This is a genomic window from Catenulispora rubra, from assembly GCF_015356825.1.
GTDB classification, from domain to species: domain Bacteria; phylum Actinomycetota; class Actinomycetes; order Streptomycetales; family Catenulisporaceae; genus Catenulispora; species Catenulispora rubra.
This window is the reverse complement of the sequence record NZ_JAACYW010000067.1, coordinates 17,323-34,555: the sequence shown is the minus strand read 5'-3', so window position 1 is coordinate 34,555 and position 17,233 is coordinate 17,323. Positions and strand designations below refer to the sequence as shown.

The following is a 17,233-nucleotide window of genomic DNA, read 5'->3' as shown; positions in this document are numbered from 1 at the left end:
CACCGTCGTCGACACCCTGCTGGCCTACGAGGCCGCCGCCGGCGAGCTGCGGGACGCCTGACGCCGTCGCAGTGCCCTGATGGCCTCCAGGGCCCCCGCACAACGAAATCGGGCCGCCCGGCGCCCTTGCCGGCTCGACCCGATCCTCATGCTCGCCATGAAGCCCCGCCGCCTCACCGCACCTCACCGCATCGCGCTTCTCGTCGCCGGGACAGCTTCACATCACAGTCAGAACGCCATCGTTATGCCGTAACCGTCATACATTCCATCCCTCATCAAGCCGCCTCGGCCGGTATCCGCTCCAGCCACCGGGCGTGCTGCAACGTCGAGATCAGCGCGATCGTCGACTCCGCACCCTGATTCGGGTTCCGCCAGTCCAGGCCCAGCCCGTCGAAACAGCCGCCGGTCGCGTCGTCGATCATCGGGATCCCGCTGTCGTTCACGCCGAGGAACCAGTCGACCGACATCCGGACGCCGGTCAGCCACTTGCGGTCGCGCGTGGCCGTGAACGCCCGCGCGCATGCGTCCGCGTACGCCGCGGCCTCGATCGGCTGCTGGTGGTACGCCGGGCGCGGGTCGCCCAGGGACCAGCCGCCGGCCGGGGTCGGCGACAGGTGCCCGTCCCGCGTGGACAAGGTGAGCAGCCATTCCAGCAGGCCAAGGCCGTCGCGCAGCAGGGTCTCGTCGCCGATGTGCTGGCCCGCGGCGATGAGCGCCTCGGGCAGCGCCGGGTCTCCGTACTCCAGGCGCGGCTCCGGCCAGGGCCAGGCCGGGTCCGGCGCCGGACGGCCGATGGTGACGGCCGCGTCGGCGAGCACGCTCAGCGCCGCCGGGTGGCCCGGGTGGGCCTCGGCGACCTCGGCTGCGCCGAGGGCGGCGTAGGCCATCGCATGGTTCAGGCGGCTCTGCGGCCCCAGCCCCGCGCGCAGCTTCGCGCCGTCGTCGAAGCGTTCCAGGGCCACCGCACGGATCCAAGGCGTGGGCCCGCGGTTGGCCGCAGTGCCGAGCGCCCACACTCCGCGCCCCCACCACTCGCCGGTCTCCGGCTCGTCGTGCCACACCCGGTCCAGGCCCATCCGGTTGTGGAAGCCGCGCTCGCGGTCCTGCGCGTGCAGCAGGAACGCCAGGTAGATCTCCGCGAGCCGGACCAGTTGGTCCGACGGATCGGGCTCGCGGCAGATCACGATCAGCCCGCGCGTCACGTCGTCCACGCAGTAGCCGTGCCAGCGCTTGGGGATCGGCCCGCGCGCGTGCTCGAACAGCCCGGTGTCGTCGCTCATCCGCACCAGGTGCGCGAACGACGGCTCCGGGACCCCGCCGGACAGCAGCCGTTGCAGCTCCTGTAGCTCCTGGTCGGACGGCCGGGTGTCGAGATGGCTGTCGATCGTCATCGGATCAGGCTCCTTCCTGTCGAATCGGTCTTTCTACCGAATCAGTGGCCTTACCCGATTTGCTCGGTCTTATGCTTTCTCACCCCAGGGGGTGAGAACCCGCCCTGCGATCTCCTCCCGCGGGATCTCGTGCCGGTCGACGGCCGGAAATTAGCGTGACCTCGTGCTTGAAGCCCTCTCATTGACGAAGTGTTACGGCCCCGCCAAAGCCGTCGACGACCTGACCTTCACCGTCCGCCCCGGAACCGTGACCGGCTTCCTCGGCCCGAACGGCGCCGGCAAGTCCACGACCATGCGCATGCTGATCGGCCTGGACGTCCCCACCGGAGGCCGCGCTACCGTAGACGGCCGCTCCTACGCCGACCACCCCGCGCCTCTGCACGAAGTCGGCGCGATGCTGGAGGCCCGCGCGATCCACCCGGGACGCTCGGCCCGCAACCACCTCCGCACCCTGGCCGCCACCCACGGCATCCCCGGCAGCCGCGTCGACGAGGTGATCGATCTCGTGGGCCTGCGCTCGGTGGCGAACCGCCGCGCCGGCGGCTTCTCCCTCGGCATGGCCCAACGCCTCGGCATCGCCGCCGCCCTCCTCGGCGATCCGGCCACGCTGATCCTCGACGAACCGGTCAACGGTCTCGACCCGGAGGGCGTGCTGTGGATCAGGACCCTGCTGAAGAGCCTGGCCGCCGAAGGCCGCACCGTGTTCGTCTCCAGCCACCTGATGTCCGAGATGGCCCTCACCGCCGACCACCTCGTCATCATCGGTCGGGGCCGGCTCATCGCGGACTGCTCGGTCGCGGAATTCACCAGGCGCTCGGCCAAGAACACTGTTCTGGTCCGCACGCCTGACGCCGCACGACTGCGCGACCGCCTCGCCGGCCCCGACGTCACCGTCACCGACGATGGAAACAGAGACCTGATCATCTCCGGCCTCACCAGCGAACAGATCGGCCGCATCGCCGCCGAACTGCAGATCGTTCTTTATCAGCTCACTGACCAAGTCGCGTCGCTGGAGGAAGCGTTCATGGAACAGACCAAGGACGCCACCGAATACCAGGCCGTCGCATGACCGTCGCGACGCCGTTCCGAGGCCGGATCACCCAGAGGCGGGTCCTGCGCTCGGAATGGCTCAAAATCACCACCATCCGCTCGACCTACATCACCGGCGCCCTGACCGTCGTCGTGATGATCGCCCTCGCGATCGTCACCTGCTGGGGCCAGGCCGACCACTACGCCTCGATGCCCCCCGACCTGAAGGACCGCTGGGACCCGGCGAGCTGGAGCGAGATCGGCTTCTCCTTCGCCCAGCTATCGACCGGCGTCCTCGGCGTGCTGACGGTCACCGGCGAGTATTCGTCGGGGATGATCCGCGCCACGTTCGGCGCCGTGCCGAAACGCTGGCCTGTACTGGAGGCGAAGGCGGCGGTGTTCGGCATCGCAGCGTTCGTACTCAACGTCGTCGCGTGCCTCGGCGCGTTCTACGCTGGACAGGCGATGCTGGCCGGGAAGCACATCGGGACCACTCTGTTGTCGCCAGGCGTGGCACGCGAGGTCTTCGGTACTGCGCTCTACGTGACGCTGGCCGGTCTGTTCGGCATGGCCCTCGGCGCCCTGGTGCGCTCGACACCCGGTGGGATCTCGTGCCTGATGGGCATCATCACGATCATGCCCCTGATCGCCCGCGGCCTCCCGGACAACTGGTACAACGCCATCGCGCCGTACCTGCCGAGCAATGCCGGGACCGACATCACCCGGCTCTACCACACGCCGCATACGCTGTATCCGTGGCCTGGAATGGGATTGTTCGCGCTGTACGTCGCCGGGACGTTCGCTGTGGCCGTCGTGCTGCTTAAGAGGCGCGACGCGTGAAAGTGTTCCAAGACCGTCGCCGCACCGGCGCCATCACCATGGCGCTGGTTGTGGCGGCGGCTCTGTTGCCGATCTTCATTACGCCGACGGTGTTTTCCGGCGATCCGTACCTGATCGTGTTCGAGATCGGGCTGGTGCTGCCGCTGTTGTGGTGGCGCCGCTCGCCGGTTGTCGCGTTCGGGGCCATATACGCGGTGGTTTTCGTTCAGTACCTCGTGACGCCGCTGAATGTGCCCGGCGACGCGGCGCTGCTGGTCGCTTTGTATCTCGTGGCCGCGAATCGCGACCTGCGGACGGTGTCGGCCACCGGCGGCATGGCGTCCGTCCTGGTCCTGCTCGACGGCCTCCGCGCCATCCCGCACCACACTTCGGGCTGGGCCGTCGTCGAGGCCGCGATCGGGATGGCCGGGCTGGTGATCGCGGCCGCCGCGATCGGCGCCTACGTGCGGAGCCGCCGCGCCTATCTGGAGGCCGTCGCCGACCGCGCCGCACGCTCCGAACGCGAGCGGATCGCGCGGGAGATGCACGACGTCGTCACGCACAGCCTGTCGGTGATGGTCACGCTCGCCGACGGCGCCAGGGCCGCGGCCGGTCCCGGTAAGGCCGCCGACGCCATGGGGATGGTGGCGACGACGGGACGGCAGGCCCTCGTCGACATGCGGCGCTTCCTGGAGGTACTGCGAGACGACGAACCCGACGCGGCACGCCATCCGCAGCCGGGGATCGCGCAGCTCGAAGAACTCGTCGGCACGGTCCGCGCCGCAGGCCTGCCGGTGCGCCTGGCCTTCGACGGCGACGCGGCGGGCCTGCCGACCGCGGTTCAGCTGACGGTCTACCGGGTGATCCAGGAGTCGCTGACCAACACCCTGAAACACGCCGGCTCGGGCGGCGACGCCCGCGTGCGGGTGAGCGCGGGGGAGGACTATGTCGACGTAGAGGTCTGCGACGCCGGCGGCCTAACCACGAGCCCACCGATGAACGGCGGCCGCGGTGTGGAGGGCATGCGAGAGCGGGTCGCGGCGTACGGCGGCCGGTTCGACGCCGGCCCGCGGGCCGGGGGAGGCTGGCGGGTCCGGGCACGGCTGCCGCTCGGCGATCCGGCGATGGCGTTCGTCGCGCGGGAGGCGCGGACATGAGTACCGACCACCCTGACGACAGTGTCCGAATCAGTGTCCTGCTGGTCGACGACCAGCCCCTGACCCGCGTCGGCTTCGGCCTACTTCTCGGCGCCGAGCCCGACCTGGACGTGGTCGGCGAGGCCGCCGACGGCCTCGAAGCCGTGCGCGCGGCCCGCCGTCTGCGACCGCGCGTGGTCCTGATGGACGTGCGGATGCCGGTCATGGACGGCGTCGAGGCGACCGCCGCGATCGTCGCGGCCGTGCCGGAGTCGCGCGTGCTGATCCTGACCACCTTCGACCTCGACGAGTACGCCTTCGACGGCCTGCGCGCCGGCGCGTCCGGATTCCTGCTCAAGAACGCGCTGCCCGCCGAACTGCTCAGCGCGATCCGCACGGTCGCCGCCGGAGACGCCGTGGTCGCACCGCGCGTCACGAGACGGCTGCTGGAGACGGTCGCGCACCGGCTGCCGAGCTCGGCCACCGCCGCCGTCGACATCCGCCTGGACCGCCTCACGCCCCGCGAACGCGACATCCTGATCGAGGTGGCACTCGGAAAGTCGAACACTGAGATCGCCGCCGATCTCTTCCTCTCCGAGAACACGGTGAAGAGCCACTTCAAGCACGTCCTGGCCAAGCTCGGCCTGCGCGATCGAGTCCAGGCGGTGATCTTCGCCTACGAGACCGGGCTCGTCTGAGGGCCGTCAACCGCAGCCGCCGCCGACAACCCGAACGACAACAAGAAGGCGGCCCCGCCGCGAAGCGGGGCCGCCTTCCTCAGCGCCGATCAATCCAAAGGGTCACTGGCCAGTGCCGGCTGTCGACCGGCACGTCCTCAGCTCCCCGCGGTGAACGCCGCCAGCCCGTTCGGCGTGCCCAGACCGGTGGGGCCGTCGTAGCCGGGGCCCGCGGTGCAGAAGTAGCTCGGCGAGCAGCTGCCGTTGCTACCGCTGGTCACGTCGTTCAGGTTCGCGGTGTGGGCGTACGGGTACGACGCCGGGACGTCGTTCGCGCCCGGGGTGCCGGCCAGCGCGTAGACCGAGGCGATGATCGGCGAGGACGCCGAGGTGCCGCCGTACACGGCCCAGCCGTTGCCGCCGTAGGTCTGGTAGACCGCGACGCCCGTGGCCGGGTCGGCGACCGCGGCGACGTCGGCCACCATGCGGTTGCTGCAGCCGGTGTCGGTCTGCCAGGTCGGCTTGGTCTCGTCCTGCGAGCAGCCCGAGCCCGCGCCCTCGCTGCTGCTGGTCCCCCACACCGACTCCGACCAGCCGCGGCTGGAGGAGTCCTTGGTCAGCGAGGTGCCGCCGACCGCGGTGACGTACGGGGAGGAGGCCGGGTACTCGGTGCCGGCGGCGTAGGCGCCGTCGCCGGAGGAGGCGGTGATGGCCACGCCGGGGTGGTTGAAGTAGCTCGAGTCCGACTGCGCCTCGCTGCCGTCCTCGTTGCCGCCGTAGCTGTTCGAGACGTACAGCGCGCCCTGGCTCACGGCCTGGTTCACCGCGGTGCCGAGGTCCGCCATGCTCGCCGAGTTGGCCTCGACCAGCAGGATGTGGCAGCCCGGGCAGGTCGCCGAGACCATGTCCAGGTCCAGGGAGATCTCGCCGGCCCAGCCGGTGTCGGCGCTGGGGTAGTTGGTGCTGCCGTCCTGCGCGATCTTGGAGAAGCAGCCGTTGGCGGTGCTGCACGCCGGCAGGCCGTAGGTGGAGCGGTAGGTCGCCAGGTCCGACTCCGCGTTCGGGTCGTCCTGGGCGTCCACGATCGCGACCGTCTGGCCCGACCCGCCGTTGGCCGGCAGGTTGTAGGCGCTGACCAGGTCGCTGGGGCCGTAGCCGGACGGCGTGGCGTTCGCCGTCATGGTGTGCGCCTTCTTGTCGGTGCGCTTCAGGGCGAAGCACGTGGCGTAACCGGGGGCGACGGCCTGGCTGCAGCTGTGGACCGTGGTCGGTCCCGAGGCCGCGGAGGTGGACGTCGAGGAGGACGCCGGAGCCGCCTGGGCGACAGCGGCGCCCATGGTTATCAGGCCGGCGACGCCCAGCAGGGCGGCGGCGGCACGCGGCACGGCGCGGCCCCGCTTCGTCCGAGAGAGGTGGAACACTCTTGCTCCTTGTCGTGGGGGGAGAGAGGTGGCGGTGCAGATCAGGGCAGCGCTGAGCCGGATCTCGGCTCGCAATGCCTTGATCAGTGCTAGTACTATCGCCGACAGTAGCGATGCGTATAAAGGGCGACAGCGGCAAAGCTTTAGTAAAAGCTCGTATAGGGAAAACCCTTGCAGAACCCTGGATATCCGCTGATGGGGTCGCCTTTCACCACGTCACGGCAGGAACAACGTGAATCTGCCGTACGTGTGAGGCCTCTGTTTTGTCCTACGCGGATTAGTAGTAGCCGGTCTGAGTGCATAACCGACGCCACCGGTTACCCGACTGATGTCCCTACAAACGCCCCGACGGCGGGGTCTGGAAAAACGGCGTTTCGACCGCCGACATCGACATCGCGTCCCCGTCCTTGTCCTTCGGGCACCCGTGGATCACCGTCGCGACCGACACCAGGGCGAGCAGCAACGGAATGATGATGAGGAGCGCTGATCCCAGCGCGCCCAAAGCCAGTCCGCGCCGGCCGATCTTGTGATGCGGGCTCAGCCGGGTCACCCGCGACGAGGCCGCCGGACGCCGGTCGATCCCGATGCCGAGCGCGAAGCCCGGGGCGGTGCCGCCGCTGAGCACGGCGAGCGCGGAGACCAGGGCCGCTGCCCCGCTGCGCCGTACCGCGGCGTCGTCGGCGATGAACTCCACCAGCCGCCGCGTCTCCTGCTCCACCAACGCCAGCAGCTGGATCCGCGGCGCGGTGCGGTGGATCGCGTGGGCGAAGGCGACGGCGAAGTGGTGCCGGCCGGTCAGGTGCGCCCGCTCGTGCGCCAGCACCGCGCCGAGCTGGGACGGCGAGAGCCGGGTCAACGCGCTGCTGGTGATCACGATCGTGCCGGGCCGCCCGGGAAGGCAGTAGCACCCCGGCTCGTCGTGCTCCAGCACCAGCACCCCGAGCTCGTCGTCGGCCCTGGCCAGGATGCGCAGTATCGCGATGTGTTTGCGCCGGGTCCGCCACGCGGAGAAGAACGTGGTGGTCATGCAGAACCCGACCCGCAGCAGCAGAGCCGCCGCCGCGACCAGGCCGAACCAGCCCAGGAACGGTCCGACCGGGGATTCGTCGTTGATCGGCAGCTGGTCCGCGCAGCGGTCGATCTGCGGGTCCACCCGCGACAGCGTGTCGATCAGCGTCAGTCCGAGCGCCAGGCCCGCCGTCGCCGCCGCCGTCAGGAACGAGCAGGTCACCACCTGCAGCATCACCACTGACAGCCGCGGCAGGCGTTCCGAGGGCCAGGCCCGGGTCAGCAGCCGCGGGCCCAGCAGGGCCAGGAGCAGAGCGTAGGAACCCAGGATGAGTGCGGCGATCACGGATGGACTTCCGCCGACACCCAGCCCCCGAGCCGTCTCATCCCCGAGTGCGTTCCTCTCCCCGGTCACCCGGTGTGTGCGGTGACGGCTGGCGAGAACTCGCGCGGCGCCGTCTGGGTGGAGAGTAGCGAACAGATCTGTGGGAGTGAACCATCCGTCCGCTACCAGCGCGGATGCGCGTGCGATGCCACGGATTCGGTGATTAACGCAGATTTGGTGATTAATACAGATTTGGTGGTGCTCAGGCCGACGGCTCGGCGGCCAAGTTGCTCACGGTCGCCGCGCTCTGCAACGGCGAGGAGGTCTGCGTCCGGCTGCGCGCGGCCCAGTCCCGGATCCCGGCGAGCACCATGAAGAAGAAGATGCCGTAGACGATCCCGGAGAAGTACAGGTGCGAGTGCACGGCCAGTGGCACGCCGACCAGGTCAACGGCCAGCCACGCGAACCAGAACTCGACGTAGCGCCGGGCCTGGGTGTACATCGCGATGACCGTCCCGGTGAAGATCCACGCGTCGCACAGCACCAGCCACCACGGCGCGCCGGGGTAGAAGGACCAGTTCATCGCCTTCAGGAAGGCGCCGAGCGCCCCGGTCCCGACGATCATCGCCGCGATCAGTACTAGTCGCACCGGCCATTCGGCCCAGCCGACCAGGACCGTGCCCTCGTTCGCCTTGTTCCGGCGCCAGGTGGCCCAGCCCCACGTCGCCGCCAAGATGATGATGATCTGCCGCCCGGCGTTCCCGGTGAGGTGCACGTTCAGGCTCGCGACCAGTAGGCAGATCGAGCCGAGGATCTGCACCGGCCAGGAGATGACCAGCCGGCGCAGCGCCAGGACGACTGTGAGCAGCGCGAAGATGTTGCCGATGAAGTCCGACCAGTAGACGCGGAGCCCGAAGAAGCTGAATTGGTGGTTGAGCCAATCGAAGGCGTGCATGCGAATCTCCCGTGGATCGTGGGTCGTGGGTGGGTACAGGTCCCCGTTCGATGTGCGGCGGCTTGTGAGGCGGTAGCGCCTCGGCCGTTGCGTTTATTGCGTCTGGTGCGTTTCCTGGGACCGGCCGGCGCGGAGTTCGGCGGCATGATGTTCGCCACACCGTCAAGTAGCATCGAGCCGGAACCTCGGCGCGGCACTTCGATGCGGCACCTCGGCGCGGCACCTCGGACGGGAGATGGGGACGTGGCGATGACGGCTCGCCTGGTCGATGTCGCCCAACTCGCGGGGGTCTCCCGCGCGACCGCCTCCCGCGTCATCGCCGGAACGCCGCGGAACGTCGCCCCCGAACTCGTGGAGCGAGTCGAGCGCGCCGCGCGGGAGCTGGGCTACCGGACCAACCAGTCGGCGCGGGCGCTGCGCACCGGGACGACCGGGACGCTCGGCGTGGTCGTGCCTTCGCTGGCGAACCCCTACTTCGTGCAGCTCATCGAGGCCCTGTCGCGCCGCGTGCGGGCCGACGGCGGGGTGCTGGTGGTCTCCGACGCCGCCAACTCCCCGGAGATCGAGGCGCGCGAGATCGACACCCTGGTCAACGGGAAGGTCGACGGCCTGATCGTGGTGCCGGTGACCGCCGCCGCCTCCGGCGCGGCGATCAAGGCGGCGGCGGAGATAAGGCCGATCGTGCAGTTCGACCGATGGGCCGCCGGCGCCGGGACGGTCGCGGTGACGATGGACAACCATGCCGCTATCGGCATGCTGATCGACCACCTGCAGAGCCTGGGGCGCGAGCGGATCGCGCTCGTCGCGGCCGAGCAGAGTTCGTCGTCGGGCGCCGAGCGTGCGCAGGCTTTCGGTGACCGGCTCGGGGCGGCTGGGCGCAGCATTGTGCTGCCGGCGATCACTACCGATGCAGGTCGCAAGGCCGGGCAACGCGTGCTCGAGCTCCGCGGCGGGGTGAATGTGGTGGATTCGGTGGACGCAGCGGACGCAGTGGATGCGGTGGTCTGCGCCGCCGACGTGCTGGCGATCGGGCTGGTGACCACGCTCAACCGCGCGGGCGTTGCGGTACCCGGAGAGGTGGCGGTGACAGCTTTCGACGACACTGCGATCCTGGAAGTCCTTGACCCGCCGCTGACATCGATCCGGCATCCGCTGGATGCGATGGCCGATCGCGCCGTCGCCTTGCTACACGGCGACGTTGATGAGCGTGCGGAACGCGTTGAGCGGTTCGCGCCGGAGCTTGTGGTGCGGGCTTCGAGTGGGGCGGGGCGGTAGGGGCTTCTGGTTCGGTGGGTGCTCGGGATGCGGTTGTTGTATGGTTTACGGGCGATTTCTACGGCTTCGCCAATGGTTGGATGGCCTCGCGGGGGGGACGCAGTTCGGTTGAGTGCAGCGGGTTGCGCTGGCGGCTATCCGGTTCTCGTGTGCAAGACCGCGCGCCGGTCCGAGTCACTGCGCACACGTTTGGTCTGGCGGCCGGCGGCCGCGTTTGGTGGGCACCTTGAGGCCTCTGGCGGGCCTCCTCGACGAGGGGGCGACCCGCGCGTCGGGCTTGATGGCGGCGGTCCGCGACTGTTCGGCTTTCTATCCGCTGTTGCCTACGCTGCCCTGCTTGCCGGCGGTGCTGCTTGTGGTCGCCGAGGTTCTGGGTCCCTCGCCGCGTCATCGCCGTAAACGGAACCAGCCCGGTCTGGCGGAATCAAGCCGCATCACACTTGCTGTGGTCCATCTCCGTCCGGCTTGACACCGCCAAACCGGGCAGGTTGGCTGCGCCCGCTGACGCGGCGAGGGACCCAGAACCAAACCCCCGCATGGTCCGGTCGGACACGGCGAACCACGTGGCCGGCCGGGCGCCGCGGCTCGCTCAGGCGCACAACTCCGCGTCGACCAGGCCGATACATGTCAATGGTCTGCTGTCACATGCCCATCCGACCAGTGCAGCAGGAAGTGCAGCGCCTTCTCGGACTCCGACTCTGGCTCGGCGGTGAAGGCGATCAGCTTCTGGTCCGGATGCGTGTCCACCGAGAACTGCTGCACATCCAGCTCCATCGTTCCCGCGATCGGGTGGTGGTACGTCTTCACCAGCTGGCTCGGGCCGCGCACCTGGTGCGTCGCCCACCACGTCCGGAAGTCCTGGTCGCGTACGCTCAGCTCGCCGACCAGTGCGTTCAGCGCTGGGTCGTCGGGCCGGCGCCCGGCCTCCATCCGCAGTGTCGCGACGCAGTCCTTCGCCGCGCGCTCCCAGTCCCCGTACAGTGCGCGGAACGCCTCGTCGAGGAACGTCAGGTGGACCAGGTTCCGGTGCGCCGGCGCCAGGGTGCTGAAGTCGGCCAGTAGGCCCGCCCCGCCGCGGTTCCAGGCCAGCACGTCGAAGCGGTGGTTGACCACGATCGCCGGGACGTCCGTCATCGTGTCCAGCAGCCGCCGCAGCCGCGGGGCCGGCTCGGAGTGGCTCGGCCGGCGGGTCGGGGCGCTCTGCGTGACGTCGGCCACCGCGAACAGGTACTCGCGCTCGTCCGGCGCCAGCTTCAGCGCGTCGGCGAGGGCGTCGAGCACCGTGCGCGAGACCCGCGTCGTGCGGCCCTGCTCTAGGCGCACGATGTAGTCGACGCTCACGTGTGCCAGCATCGCCAGCTCCTCACGCCGCAGCCCCGGGACGCGCCGCAGGCGGCCGTCGTCGGGCATCCCGGCCTCGATCGGGTCGACGGCGGCCCGCCGCGAGCGCAGGAAGTCGCCGAGTCCGGTGTCGCTGTGAGCGTGGTGCGCTGAGGCCATGCCCCCAGTCTCCACGCCTTTCGGCCACCGTGCCTGGTACTGGCTTGCATAGGCGAGACCGTCCCTGGTTGCTCCCTTCCAGCCGGGCCACTGTTGACGTGTCGCACTGATCAACCACCCACGATGGGAGCGGTACCCATGAGGACCGACGTCACGTTCACCAGCAATGGCCTGAAGATCGCGGGCCACCTCTATCTCCCGGACGGCATCGCTGCCGCCGCGAACACCAACCCCACCCCGGCGCCCGCCGTGGTCGTCGGCCACCCCGGCACCGGCGTGAAGGAGCAGGCCGCCGGCCTGTACGCCAGCCGCCTCGCCGAAGCCGGCTTCATCGCCCTCGCCTTCGACGCCGCCTACCAGGGCGAGAGCGAAGGCGAACCGCGCGGCCTGGAGGACCCGGCGCAGCGTGTCGAGGACCTGAAGTCCGCCGTGTCGTTCTTGACGACGCGTCCGGAAGTGGGCCCGAACCGCATCGGCGTCCTCGGCATCTGCGCCTCCGGCGGCTACAGCCTGGCCGCCGCCGCGACCGACCACCGCGTCCGCGCCGTCGCCACGGTCAGCGGCGTCGACATCGCCCGGCAGTTCAAGGTCGGCGCCGACGGCACCCAGGACCCGGCGGTGTTCCAGGGCATGCTTGACGCCGCGGCAGCGGCCCGCACCGCCGACGCGCGCGGCGAAGGAGTCCAGAGCTTCGGTCTCTTCCCGGCCACGGCCGAGGAGGCGGCTCTCGGCGGCCAGCACGTCTTCGAAGGCTGGGAGTACTACGCCACCCCGCGTGCCGGACACCCGCGCTCGGCCAAGACCCTGACCTGGTCCAGCGTCGACCGCATCGCGACCTTCGACGCCTTCGCGACGGTCAGCCTGATCGCCCCGCGCCCGCTGCTGCTGATCGTCGGCCGGAACGCCGTGACGTCCTGGATGGGCGTCCAGGCCTTCCAGAACGCCGGCGGCCCGAAGGAACTGCACTGGATCGACGGCGCGTCGCACGTCGATCTGTACGACAAGGACGAGTACGTCACCCCGGCGGTCGCCAAGCTCGCCGAATTCTACACGGCGAACCTGGCGGCGTGATTGGCCGACCCGGGCCGCCATGTCCGTAACTGAGGGCTTCTTGGCTGTACGGACATGGCCCGGGTGGCCGCCGTCGAGGGAGCGTGAGACGCATGAATCCCCCCAACGACCAGCGCCCCACCCTCACCACCGAGACCGGCGCCCCCGTCGCCGACAACCAGAACACCGAGTCGGCCGGCCCCGGCGGCCCGCTGCTCGTCCAGGACCAGCAGCTCTTCGAGAAGCTCGCACGCTTCAACCGCGAGCGCGTCCCGGAGCGGATCGTCCACGCGCGCGGCGCCGGCGCCTACGGCACCTTCACGCTGACCCGCGACGTCAGCCCGTGGACCCGGGCGAAGTTCCTGTCCGAGGTCGGCAAGCAGACCGAGGTCTTCGCACGCTTCTCCACGGTCGCCGGCTCCCTCGGCGCCGCCGACGCCGTCCGCGACCCCCGTGGCTTCTCGCTGAAGTTCTACACCGAGGAGGGCAACTACGACCTGGTCGGGAACAACACCCCGGTCTTCTTCATCAAGGACCCGAGCAAGTTCCCCGACTTCATCCACACCCAGAAGCGCGACCCCTACACCGGCTCGCAGGAGCCTGACAACGTCTGGGACTTCTGGGGCCTGAGCCCGGAGGCGACGCACCAGGTCGCCTGGCTGTTCGGCGACCGCGGCATCCCGGCCTCCTTCCGCCACATGAACGGCTACAGCTCGCACACCTACCAGTGGAACAACGCCGTCGGCGAGGTGTTCTGGGTCAAGTACCACTTCAAGACCGACCAGGGAATCAGGAACCTGACGGCCGAGGCGGCCGGCGTCCTGGCCGGCCACGACCCGGACAGCCACCAGCGCGATCTGCGCGAGGCGATCGAGCGCGGCGAGTTCCCGAGCTGGACGCTCCAGGTGCAGATCATGCCGGCGGCGCAGGCCGCCGACTACCGCTTCGACCCCTTCGACCTGACGAAGGTCTGGCCGCACGCCGACTTCCCGCCGATCGAGATCGGCCGCCTGGAGCTGAACCGCAACCCGCAGAACATCTTCGCCGAGGTCGAGCAGTCCACCTTCTCCCCGGCGCACTTCGTCCCCGGCATCGGACCGTCCCCGGACAAGATGCTCCAGGGCCGGCTGTTCGCCTACGGCGACGCGCACCGCTACCGCGTCGGCATCAACGCCGACCAGCTGCCGGTCAACCGCCCGCACGCCACCGAGCCGCGCACCTACGGCCGCGACGGCCACCTGTACGACGGCCGCCACGGCCGGGCCGCGAACTACGAGCCGAACAGCGCCGGGGGACCGCTGCAGACGGACCGTCCGCTGTGGGCCGCCACGGAAGTCACCGGCCTGACCGGAAGCCACGCCGCGGTCCGGCACCGCGAGGACGACGATTTCGTGCAGGCCGGCAGCCTCTACCGGCTGATGGCCGACGAGGAGAAGGAACGCCTGGTCACCAACCTCGCCGACAGCATCGCCGGGGTCTCCGCGGACCGCGACGACATCGTCGACCGCGCCGTCGGCAACTTCCGCCAGGCCGACGCCGACCTCGGCGAACGCCTTGCCGCCGCGGTGAAGCAGCGGCGGAGCTGACTGCTTCGCGGACACCATGGATAGCCGCATCACCGTGGCCGAACTGATCGGCCTGGGCGTGCAGGACCTCGCCGCGGCGAACGTTACGCTGGACCGCCTGAGGCGTTGACACCGAGAGCGCCGAGAACGCCTGGAGACTCCGAGCGATGAGCGAACAGAGCGAACGGACTCACAACTGGGCCGGCAACGTCGTGTTCAGTGCCGCGCGGAACCATCATCCGGCGTCGCTCGACGAGCTCCAGCGGATCGTGGCCGGCGCGCGCTCGGTGCGGGTGCTCGGCACCGGGCACTCGTTCAACCGGATCGCCGACACCGACGGGGACCTCGTCGTGCTCGACCGCCTTGAGCCGCAGGTGCACATCGATCCGGACGCGGGCACCGCGACCGTCTCGGCCGGCATCCGCCTCGCGGACCTGGCGTCGCGGCTCCACGCCGCCGGCTACGCGCTGACCGCGCTGCCGTCCCTGCCGCACATCTCGCTCGCCGGAGCCTGCGCGACCGGGACGCACGGGTCCGGCGACCGGAATCAGGGCCTTGCGGCGCTCGTGCGCGCGATGCGGTTCGTGGGGCCGGGCGGCGACGTCGTCGAGCTGAAGCGCGGCGAGTCGCCCGACTTCGACGGCGCGGTGGTCGGGCTCGGCGCGGTCGGGGCGGTCACGCAGCTGACGGTCGATGTGGTCCCCACCTTCGACGTCGCGCAGTTCGTGCACGAAGGCGTGGCGCTGTCGGAACTGATCGGCCGGTTCGAGGAGGTCTTCTCGGCCGGCTACAGCGTCAGCGCCTTCACCGACTGGCGCGGCGACGCCGCTGTCTGGGTGAAGCTGCGCGCGGACGAGTCGAAGACGTCACGGCCCGCCGCCGACTGGCTCGGCGGCCGACCCGCCGCGCACGCCGCGCACCCGATCCCCGGCATGTCCGCCGAGAACTGCACCGAGCAGCTCGGCGTACCAGGACCCTGGCACGAGCGCCTGCCGCACTTCCGCCCCGGCTTCACCCCGAGCAGCGGCGAAGAGCTGCAATCAGAGTTCTTCGTCCCCCGACCGAACGCCGCCGAGGCGCTCAGCGCGGTCCGCGAACTCGGTCCGCTCATCGCCCCGGTGGTGCAGATCTCCGAGGTCCGGACCGTGGCCGCCGACGACCTCTGGCTCAGCCCGGCCTACCACCGCGACAGCGTCACGATCCACTTCACCTGGATCGCCGACCGCGCCGCCGTGGAACCGGCCCTCGCCGCGGTCGAGCGCGCGCTGCTGCCGCTCGGCGCGCGGCCGCACTGGGGGAAGGTGTTCCTGAGCGGACCGAAGGCGGCGCTCGCTACCTACCGGAAGGCCGACGACTTCCGCGCTCTGCTGGAGCGGCGCGATCCCGAGTGGAAGTTCCGCAACGCGTTCGTGCGGAACCTGTTCCCGGCCGCCTGATCGCGCCCGGCGCCTCGCCCTCCGGTGGCGCCCCGGCCCCCGAGGTGCCCACGATAGAAGTGGCAGTCCCCAAGGGGGCCAAGTCCTGGGAGGCGATCATGGCCACTGCCAAGGACATCATGCATCCCGGTGCCCAGTGGATCTACCGCGAGGAGACCCTGGACCGCGCCGCGCAGCTCATGCGGCAGCTCGACGTCGGCGCGCTGCCGGTCAGCGACCAGAACGAGCGGTTGTGCGGCATCATCACCGACCGCGACATCGTGGTGAAGTGCGTGGCGCTCGGCCACGACCTGGCGCAGGTCCGCTGCGCCGAGCTGTGCGAGGGCACGCCGCGCTGGATCGACTCGGCCGCCGACGTCGGCGAGGTGCTGCACGAGATGGAGAGCCGCCGCATCCGGCGGCTGCCGGTGGTCGAGAATAAACGGCTGGTCGGCATGATCAGCGAGGCGGACCTGGCCGCGCACCTCAGCGAGCAGCAGCTCGCCGAGTTCGTGGAACGGATCTGCGCGGCGTAGCCCACCGGGATGCGCCCACGGTGAGCAGGTGTGTCCCCGCGTTGCCCTCGGGGACACACCATCGGGGTCGCCAGACCCGGGCCGTGCCTCGGCCCGGCCTCAGCCGTGCCTCAATCTTTGCCCAGCCCGAATCGCTCCGCCACCGTCACCAGCCGTTCCGGATCGGCGCCGAGATGGGCTGCGTGACTTGCGGCATTCGGACCACAGCGCGCAGTGGCGTCCCGAATGCCACAATCATCTGTCATGGACTCGATCGACGCGGCCGAGTTGGCCTTGAGCCTGCCCGAAGTCGACCCCACCCGGCCGAGCCCGGCGCGCATCTACGACTTCTGGCTGGGCGGCTCGCAGAACTTCGAGGCCGACCGCGAGGCCGGCCGGCGGGCCGCCTGGTCGATGCCTTCCCTGCCAGCCTCCGCGCAGGCGAACCGTGTGTTCCTACGGCACGTCGTGGCGAACCTGGTCACCGAGCGCGGCATCACGCAGTTCCTCGACCTCGGCTCCGGCGTCCCGACCGTCGGCAACGTCCACGAAGTGGCGCAGGCCGTCGACCCGGACGCGACCGTCGTCTACATCGACATCGACCCGGTCGCCATCGCCCACGCCCGGGCCCTGCTCACCGACAACCCCAGCGCCCACGCCGCCCTGGCCGACCTCCGCGACCCCGACGCGGTCCTCGACCACCCCCTGGTCCGCGACACCATCGACTGGACGAAGCCGGTCGCGATCCTGCTGTTCTCCGTCCTGCACTTCATCCCCGACACCGGCCCTGACACCGACACTGACACAGACACCGACCCCGCCGGCCCCGACCAGATCATCCGCGCCTTCATGCGGCCGTGCGCCCCCGGCAGCTACCTGACCATCTCCCACGGCGCCCCCGACGACGCCGCGCCCCAGGCCCAGAAGGACGCGGCCCGCGACTACGCCAAGCGCACCGGCGTCCCCGTCGTCCCGCGCACTGCGGCACAGATCACCCCATGGCTGACCGGCCTGGAGATCCAGCCTCCCGGCGTTTCGGACATCCGCGTGTGGCTGCCGGAGCTGGACGACACCCTCAAGCCGATAGTGCCGTTCATCGGGGTGTTGGCTCGCAAGCCGTAGGGCCGCCGCTGGTTCGGCGCGCGGCGTGAG

The 17,233-nt window shown here is 70.2% G+C and carries 15 protein-coding genes; 10 read left to right on the top strand and 5 right to left on the bottom strand.

What is annotated here, in order from left to right; translation table 11 throughout:
* Positions 1-275 precede the first annotated feature (275 nt).
* Positions 276-1,391, bottom strand: a complete 1,116-nt coding sequence (locus GWK61_RS20445; protein WP_194910385.1) for a glycosyltransferase — start codon at positions 1,389-1,391, stop codon at positions 276-278.
* 163 nt (positions 1,392-1,554) lie between these two features.
* Between GWK61_RS20445 and GWK61_RS20440 the strand changes: the two genes are divergently transcribed.
* The 4 genes from GWK61_RS20440 to GWK61_RS20425 are packed head-to-tail and all read left to right on the top strand — an operon-like array spanning position 1,555 to position 5,073.
* Positions 1,555-2,460: an ABC transporter ATP-binding protein gene (locus GWK61_RS20440; RefSeq protein WP_194910383.1), complete on the top strand. Its 906-nt coding sequence runs from the start codon at positions 1,555-1,557 to the stop codon at positions 2,458-2,460.
* The gene (locus GWK61_RS20435; protein ID WP_194910372.1) at positions 2,457-3,260 is read left to right on the top strand and encodes an ABC transporter permease; all 804 of its coding nucleotides are present in this window, start codon (positions 2,457-2,459) and stop codon (positions 3,258-3,260) included. Before GWK61_RS20440 ends, GWK61_RS20435 begins: the two co-directional genes overlap by 4 nt.
* Positions 3,257-4,396 (top strand): sensor histidine kinase, encoded by a 1,140-nt coding sequence (locus GWK61_RS59630; RefSeq protein WP_194910370.1) that lies wholly within the window; start codon positions 3,257-3,259, stop codon positions 4,394-4,396. Before GWK61_RS20435 ends, GWK61_RS59630 begins: the two co-directional genes overlap by 4 nt.
* Positions 4,393-5,073, top strand: a complete 681-nt coding sequence (locus tag GWK61_RS20425) for a response regulator (protein WP_194910369.1) — start codon at positions 4,393-4,395, stop codon at positions 5,071-5,073. Before GWK61_RS59630 ends, GWK61_RS20425 begins: the two co-directional genes overlap by 4 nt.
* 137 nt (positions 5,074-5,210) lie before the next feature.
* On the opposite strand, the gene GWK61_RS20420 is transcribed toward GWK61_RS20425, so the two are convergent.
* The 3 genes from GWK61_RS20420 to GWK61_RS20410 all read right to left on the bottom strand — a co-directional run bounded on the left by GWK61_RS20420 (position 5,211) and on the right by GWK61_RS20410 (position 8,761).
* Entirely contained in the window at positions 5,211-6,473 is a 1,263-nt protein-coding gene (locus tag GWK61_RS20420; protein ID WP_194910367.1) for a S53 family peptidase, read from the bottom strand.
* A gap of 334 nt (positions 6,474-6,807) precedes the next feature.
* Entirely contained in the window at positions 6,808-7,827 is a 1,020-nt protein-coding gene (locus tag GWK61_RS20415) for a M56 family metallopeptidase (protein ID WP_194910365.1), read from the bottom strand.
* Between the two features lie 241 nt (positions 7,828-8,068).
* The gene (locus tag GWK61_RS20410; protein WP_194910363.1) at positions 8,069-8,761 is read right to left on the bottom strand and encodes a nicotinamide mononucleotide transporter family protein; all 693 of its coding nucleotides are present in this window, start codon (positions 8,759-8,761) and stop codon (positions 8,069-8,071) included.
* A gap of 105 nt (positions 8,762-8,866) precedes the next feature.
* Here GWK61_RS20410 and GWK61_RS20405 point away from each other — a divergent pair, with 105 nt between their 5' ends.
* Positions 8,867-10,036 (top strand): LacI family DNA-binding transcriptional regulator, encoded by a 1,170-nt coding sequence (locus tag GWK61_RS20405; RefSeq protein WP_323747662.1) that lies wholly within the window; start codon positions 8,867-8,869, stop codon positions 10,034-10,036.
* Between the two features lie 627 nt (positions 10,037-10,663).
* On the opposite strand, the gene GWK61_RS20400 is transcribed toward GWK61_RS20405, so the two are convergent.
* The gene (locus GWK61_RS20400) at positions 10,664-11,536 is read right to left on the bottom strand and encodes a helix-turn-helix transcriptional regulator (protein ID WP_194910361.1); all 873 of its coding nucleotides are present in this window, start codon (positions 11,534-11,536) and stop codon (positions 10,664-10,666) included.
* A 138-nt stretch (positions 11,537-11,674) separates the two neighbouring features.
* On the opposite strand from GWK61_RS20400, the gene GWK61_RS20395 reads away from it, so the two are divergent.
* The 5 genes from GWK61_RS20395 (at position 11,675) to GWK61_RS20375 (ending at position 17,203) form a co-directional block, all read left to right on the top strand.
* Complete coding sequence (locus GWK61_RS20395; RefSeq protein WP_194910360.1) at positions 11,675-12,607, top strand: alpha/beta hydrolase; 933 nt, start codon at positions 11,675-11,677, stop codon at positions 12,605-12,607.
* Positions 12,608-12,699: 92 nt separating this feature from the next.
* Positions 12,700-14,172, top strand: a complete 1,473-nt coding sequence (locus GWK61_RS20390) for a catalase (protein ID WP_194910357.1) — start codon at positions 12,700-12,702, stop codon at positions 14,170-14,172.
* A gap of 146 nt (positions 14,173-14,318) precedes the next feature.
* Positions 14,319-15,587, top strand: a complete 1,269-nt coding sequence (locus GWK61_RS20385) for an FAD-binding protein (RefSeq protein WP_194910356.1) — start codon at positions 14,319-14,321, stop codon at positions 15,585-15,587.
* A 98-nt stretch (positions 15,588-15,685) separates the two neighbouring features.
* Positions 15,686-16,102: a CBS domain-containing protein gene (locus GWK61_RS20380; RefSeq protein WP_194910397.1), complete on the top strand. Its 417-nt coding sequence runs from the start codon at positions 15,686-15,688 to the stop codon at positions 16,100-16,102.
* Between the two features lie 243 nt (positions 16,103-16,345).
* On the top strand, positions 16,346-17,203 hold the full coding sequence (locus GWK61_RS20375; protein ID WP_194910354.1) for an SAM-dependent methyltransferase: 858 nt from the start codon (positions 16,346-16,348) through the stop codon (positions 17,201-17,203).
* Positions 17,204-17,233 lie beyond the last annotated feature (30 nt).

What these genes read in the sequence shown, in the direction of transcription:
- GWK61_RS20385 (WP_194910356.1), top strand. Translation starts at nt 14,319, where the DNA reads ATGAGCGAACAGAGCGAACGGACTCACAACTGGGCCGGCAACGTCGTG.
- GWK61_RS20435 (WP_194910372.1), top strand. Translation starts at nt 2,457, where the DNA reads ATGACCGTCGCGACGCCGTTCCGAGGCCGGATCACCCAGAGGCGGGTC.
- GWK61_RS20425 (WP_194910369.1), top strand. Translation starts at nt 4,393, where the DNA reads ATGAGTACCGACCACCCTGACGACAGTGTCCGAATCAGTGTCCTGCTG.
- GWK61_RS20445 (WP_194910385.1), bottom strand. Translation starts at nt 1,391, where the DNA reads ATGACGATCGACAGCCATCTCGACACCCGGCCGTCCGACCAGGAGCTA.
- GWK61_RS20380 (WP_194910397.1), top strand. Translation starts at nt 15,686, where the DNA reads ATGGCCACTGCCAAGGACATCATGCATCCCGGTGCCCAGTGGATCTAC.
- GWK61_RS20375 (WP_194910354.1), top strand. Translation starts at nt 16,346, where the DNA reads ATGGACTCGATCGACGCGGCCGAGTTGGCCTTGAGCCTGCCCGAAGTC.
- GWK61_RS20410 (WP_194910363.1), bottom strand. Translation starts at nt 8,761, where the DNA reads ATGCACGCCTTCGATTGGCTCAACCACCAATTCAGCTTCTTCGGGCTC.
- GWK61_RS20400 (WP_194910361.1), bottom strand. Translation starts at nt 11,536, where the DNA reads ATGGCCTCAGCGCACCACGCTCACAGCGACACCGGACTCGGCGACTTC.
- GWK61_RS20390 (WP_194910357.1), top strand. Translation starts at nt 12,700, where the DNA reads ATGAATCCCCCCAACGACCAGCGCCCCACCCTCACCACCGAGACCGGC.
- GWK61_RS20395 (WP_194910360.1), top strand. Translation starts at nt 11,675, where the DNA reads ATGAGGACCGACGTCACGTTCACCAGCAATGGCCTGAAGATCGCGGGC.